Genomic DNA, 6397 nt, shown 5'->3' with positions numbered 1-6397 from the left:
ATCCATGACTGACATCATTCATCTATTAAAACTGTTATTAAGATCAATCATCTAAATCCTCTACACTAGCCATAAGACCATCTTCAGTCGACTATTCTAACTACTGCTTAAGCTTTCATATCTATGGCTGTTTTTCTGTCGAATTCCAACTCTAGGGGCATAATCTAAGCCAACACTTATCTTCTCATTAAACATCGATGTCAATGATGGCCATATCTGAAATTTGAACACTCAAGATTCATGACTGACATCATTCATCTATGAACATTGTTATTAAGATCAATCATTAAAAACCTCTACACTAGCCATAAGACCATCTTCAGTCAATTATTCAAACAACCACTTAAGTTTTCAAATCTATGGCTGTTTTTCTCTCTAATTCCAACTCTAGGGTCAAAATCAATATCTACCCCCATCTTCCCATTAAGCAGCGATGTCAATGATGGTCATAACTGAAATTTGAACACTGCAGATCCATGACTGACATCATTCATCTATGAACATTGTTATTAAGATCAATCATCTAAAACCTCTACACTAGCCATAAGACCATCTTCAGTCGACTATTCTAACTACTGCTTAAGTTTTCAAATCTATGGCTGTTTTTCTGTCGAATTCCAACTCTAGGGGCATAATCTAAGCCAACACTTATCTTCCCATTAAGCATCGATGTCAATGATGGTCATAACTGAAATTTGAACATTCATGATCCATGACTGACATCTTTCATCTATGCACACTAGTTATTAAGATCAATCATTTAAAACCTCTACACTAGCCATATGACCATCTTCAGTCGACTATTCTAACTATTGCTTAAGCTTTCAAATCTATAGCTGTTTTTCTGTCGAATTCCAACTCTAGGATTAAAATCTAAGCTAACACTTATCTTCCCATTAGGCATCGATGTCAATGATGGTCTTATTTAAAATTTAAACATTCAAGAACCATGACTGACATTATTCATCTATGAACACTGTTATTAAGATCAATCATCTAAATCCTCTACACTAGCCATAAGACTATCAACAGTCGATTATTCAAACAACCACTTAAGTTTTCAAATCTATGGCTGTTTTACTGTCGAATTCCAACTCTAGGGTCAAAATCAATATCTACCCTCATCTTCCCATTAAACATCGATGTCAATGGTGGTCATATTTAAAATTTGAACATTCATGATCCATGACTGACATCATTCATCTATGAACACTGTTATTAAGATCAATCATCTAAAACCTCTACATTAGCCATAAGACCATCTTCAGTCGACTATTCAAACAACCACTTAAGTTTTCAAATCTATGGCTGTTTTTCTCTCTAATTCCAACTCTAGGGTCAAAAATTACTGACAATCGATCTTTCAATGAGCATATTCAACTCCAACTTATTCGCTGGAAGAATTTCAATATAATTCCCATATTATTATTCCCACCCACCAATAAAAAGAAGTCTTACTTTAGTCTTCAAGTTTTCAAGTCTTCAAGGCTCCAGGTCACTAGGTCACCAAGGCTTCCTATCTACCACCATATTCCTTCTTCTTACCCTTGCCCACTTTCTTCTATTTCATCAGTTACCAATAAATCGAATTGTGTAGATTTATTCGAAAGTAAGGTTTCGCGTATTTATAACTGTTCTATAGATTGCCTTCCTCTACAGGCTCAGTAACCTTTGATTTAAATCGATTGAGAACTAGAAAATGATCGGCCAGTATCTCAAAAAGATATACCGTTTGTCCTTGTTTATTTTCATAGCTGCTTTTGTTTAGTTTGCCTTGAACCATGACTTCATAACCCTTCTCTAATCTTTTTCCCATTAATTCTGCGACACCTCCCCAGCCGATAACTCTAAACCACTGTGTGTTTTCAATCTTTTGACCTGCTGCATTGGTGTAAAAGTAATTGACAGCAATATTTAAAACTGCTTTTGTCTTTCCCGATTGGGTTTTAATTAATTCTGGATCTTTGCCCAGTCTCCCAATTAATTGTACTTGATTTCTTACATTTTTCATGACAATGATATTTTATTGTTTAAAAAATTTTTGATACTGGCAATTTATATCGGTTGAAGAATCACAGTCGTAGATTACACGGTTACTTGCGTTTATAAGTGTTTGTAAACGTATGTACACGAATATGAAAAGTTATATGATGATTTTAATTGAGGTAGATACTCATATATTTGTAACAGATAGATTGAGATGGGATGAATTTCAACACTTAATAACCAATAGCTTCATATTCAAAAGATGTAGGATCATAGAAGAATAATTTTAGGTATTTATTCCATCACAACTATAGAAAGATGTAATCAGAATACCATTTTAATATTTAGGTATGGTAGGTCGAAGCCAAATATTGCTGGTTGTGGTATATTTTATATTCAACTAAGATTATTCAAAACACTGTAAACGTTATTTTATTTTTTCTATGTCGACGACAGGTGATTCAATTGCTTTTTTCAATGTTTGACAATGGTTTAAAATCTAAGAAGATAAAGTCAGCGAACCAATAATCTTGAAAGTATGTATTTGAGAATATCCAGAAATATCTACCTAAATGGGGTAGGTAAATTAGTTTTGCTAAATAGGACTATGATTACAAGAGGAAGATATAATGGGGGCGGAAAATAGGGGTGATTTAATAGGGGTGATTTAATAGGGGTGATTTAATAGGGGTGTGAGAAAAGCTATGGTAGAATTGAGAATTGATTGATGTTGGACACTGTGCCTATAACTGTAATGATTTTCTGGTAATAATGATTGAGTTTTTTCTAAATAAAGTAGATGGAGAAAAAATTAGGCTAAATGAATATTTATTTTTTTGATAAATTTTTCAATTAGCACTGATAATATAAATCTGCTGATATGTTTAAGACAAAGTTACATGAACCACCCCATTATTAAATTTCCATGATGTTAGCCTTGGTTTTAAAGTGATTCATAGGATAGAAATTGTCATTTAAAGATATTCGGGTAAATTTTTAATGTAGCATTTTATTTTATGATGAAATGGACTTATTGTATGTAGGCTAAAACAGTTAAAAGTGTAGTTGTTGTAAAATTTTTATTCTAAACATTAGTTATATTATATAGGTTTACGGATGTATGAATTCGGATTATATAGGTTTTTGAGGTTGTTTTTATATATTTTTATAATTATATTAGGCAGTCTAATGAAAATACCGGCCAATAAGTACAGATTAATAAAATGTTAAAATGACATTTTTATAAATTATTGTACCATAGGATTTTAATAGACAAAACATAGTTGTTACCTTGTAAAAGATTTGTGAAATTTTTATGTAACTTTCTTTGTTCTCGCTTGTGTTTTATTCCAGTAAGCCTCAACGGATCAGTTAAAATAGGTGTAAAGTATTTAAATTATGAAATTTACCTTTTCTTTTCTTTTCTTTTTTTCATTTTTATACATTTCTGTTGGTCAGCAATACTCAATTTCAGGTACCATACAAGATGCCAATTCGGAAGAAGGTATTCCTATGGCTACGGTAGGTCTATTGACGGCCAAAGATTCTATTCTTAAAACAGGAGTGGTCACTGACTTAGATGGAGGATTTGTGATCGAAGATGTGGATGCGGGTAGTTATATCATAGAGATTAAGTATTTGGGGTATGAGACTTTTTTTAAACCACTGTCTTTAACTCAGTCTATACAAACAGGAGTAATTAAAATAATGGAAGCGTCTACTACCTTAGACGAAGTAGTGATTCAAGGAGAGGCCAGTATGAGTATTCAGAAAGGAGATACGACACAGTACAATGCATCTGCTTTTACAACCTTGGCCGATGCTAGTGGGCAAGATTTGGTGGAAAAAATGCCTGGGATTACCGTTCAAGATGGGCAATTGCAAGCCCAGGGTGAAAATGTTCAACAAATACTTATCGATGGCAAGCCATTTTTTGGAAAAGATGTAGCCGCCGCTCTTCAGAGTTTGCCTGCTGACATCATTGACAATATTCAGATATTTGACAAGAAGAGTGAAAAAGCGGAATTAAGTGGTTTTGATGATGGCAATGAAGCCAAGACTATTAATATTGTGACCAAACCAGATCGCAAACGAGGACAGTTTGGTAAGACGACGGCAGGCCACGGATTAGATAAAAAATATATGGTTGGCGCCAGCGTCAATTTCTTTAATAATGATCGAAGAATTACGGTTACTGGATTAAGCAACAATGTCAATGCCGTAAAATATACAGCTGATCCCGATAGTCAAGGGGAAACAAGAACCCAAGATGGTATTATCAATACCAATACTATAGGTATCCAGTATAGCAATGACTGGAATGACAAATTGGAAGTCAGTGGTAGTTACCAATATAGTAATAGAGAAAATTTTGGTGAGGCCTATTTATTGCGTCAATATGTTCTGGCCTCAGATTCTGGTCAAATATACCAACAGGAGAGCGAGCAAAATAGATTGAATCAAGATCACAATTTTAATTTTAGAATGGAATACGAAATGGATGATCGCAATAAGTTAATTGTCATCCCCAGCGTGTCGTTAAAAAATGATAAAAATAATAATTCATTCCATGGTGCGACAAGGGTAGGAGATCGCCCAATTAATGAATCTCATAATGCCTCTACTTCTGATAATTTGGATTATGATATATACAATAGGGCTTACTTCAGTCATAAATTTGATAAGGAGAGACGGACATTTACCTTGAGTTCTAATTTAGGACTTCACAGCAATTTAAATGAAGGCAGGCACTTCGTCCAAACTGATTATTACGAAGGTGAGAATAGTCAGGATTTGTTGAATCAAGAAATTCAATTAGATCGAACGGGTTTTAGTTGGGGGGTACACGGATCTTATACTGAGCCATTGGGAGATAATAGCATGTTGGAGTTAGAATATGAAGTAGCGGAAAAGTATAATGATTCAGATCGATACAATTATGATATAGCAGAGGATAAAGACAATGAATTTGCGATTATCGCATTGGATACTTCATTGAGTAATGTTTTTGACAATCGTTACATGACTCAAGAGGTTGAATTGGGCTATCAATACAAGGTGGAAAATTTTAGAGTACAAACTGAAATAGAATATCAAACAGCAAATTTGCTAAATGATCAAGTCTTTCCTGCTCCCTTCGAACAAGATCGAACTTTTAGTAGTTTCTTGCCAAGAGTTAGAATGAACTATAAATTTTCGAAAAACACCAATATTGAATTCAATTACCATACTTGGACAAGAGAACCCAATATTAGTCAATTGCAGAATGTGCTAAATAATTCCAATCCACTGAGATTAAGGTCTGGAAATCCCGATTTAGATCAAGCTTATAACCATAGATTAAAAGCCAAATTTAGAACGAGAAATTCCGAAACTGAAGAGTCATTCTTTTCAATGGTACAGTCCTCGATGATTGACAATTATGTGGCCAACAGTACACTCATCGCAGAAGAACCTATTCAATTGGAAGAAGGTGTGGTATTGGAAGAAGGATCTCAATTTATCAAACCTGTGAACGTAAATGGTTATTGGAACATTTGGTCTTATTTTAATTATGGAAGACCGATTCCTTTTATTCAATCCAACTTTAATGTATTTGCCAGTATGGGTTATACTAAGCGACCAGGAGTAATCAATGATGAATTTAATTATGCGAACTCTAAAAATTTTAGAGTTGGATTGTCAATAAGTAGTAATATCAGTGATCAGATTGATTTTAAAATATCTACACGATCGAGCTATAGCACGGTAAGCAATACTTTGAGTTCTTCTATTGACAACAATTTTTACAACCAATCTACTAGTTTGCGATACAATTGGATAATATGGAAGGGATTGGTATATCGAACCAATATCAATCACTTGTTGAATACAGGTTTGTCAGAAGGATATAACAATAGCTATGTTTTGGTAAATATGAGTGTAGGTAAAAAGTTTTTAAAACAAGACCGTGGAGAGCTGAGTTTAAACGTTTATGATTTACTCGATCAAAACAATAACATTCGTAGAAATGTAAGCGAAATATACATTGAAGACAGACAAAGTAATGTATTGCAGAGGTACTTTATGTTGTCCTTTACTTATAATATTCGACACTTTAGCAAGGGTACTACAGAAGAGGACTACGATATTTAAATGAGGAATGGATTGATCTATAACTCAGATAGAATTTTAAAATAATATGCTCCGGAATTCAATCCTTTTGGTATAATATTATACAGGTAATGGTATTTTATTTACTGGAAAAATTTATGGCTAAAGCTTTTAAATAAAATGGTTTTACCAAATGTCGAGATCACATAAGATTGAGCATTGAATCGCAATTTATCTAATTTTGGTTATTTCGGAGGGACTGTGCCACCTATTTCGGTCAAATGGTGCCACTTTGAAAGATGTTGTAATGATAACAAAA

Annotated in this window: 2 protein-coding genes; one reads left to right on the top strand and one right to left on the bottom strand. The window is 33.6% G+C overall.

The window, feature by feature from the left end:
- Positions 1-1636: 1636 nt before the first annotated feature.
- Positions 1637-2011 carry a single-stranded DNA-binding protein gene (locus LVD51_RS19850; RefSeq protein ID WP_236973126.1) on the bottom strand — a complete coding sequence of 125 codons (375 nt, stop codon included), beginning with the start codon at positions 2009-2011 and terminating at the stop codon, positions 1637-1639.
- A 1373-nt stretch (positions 2012-3384) separates the two neighbouring features.
- Between LVD51_RS19850 and LVD51_RS19845 the strand changes: the two genes are divergently transcribed.
- Entirely contained in the window at positions 3385-6120 is a 2736-nt protein-coding gene (locus LVD51_RS19845; protein WP_236973125.1) for a TonB-dependent receptor, read from the top strand.
- The last annotated feature ends 277 nt before the right edge of the window (positions 6121-6397 follow it).

This window comes from Membranihabitans marinus, assembly GCF_021729155.1.
Classification (GTDB): Bacteria; Bacteroidota; Bacteroidia; order Chitinophagales; family Saprospiraceae; genus Membranihabitans; species Membranihabitans marinus.
This window is presented reverse-complemented; position numbering and strand designations above follow the sequence as displayed.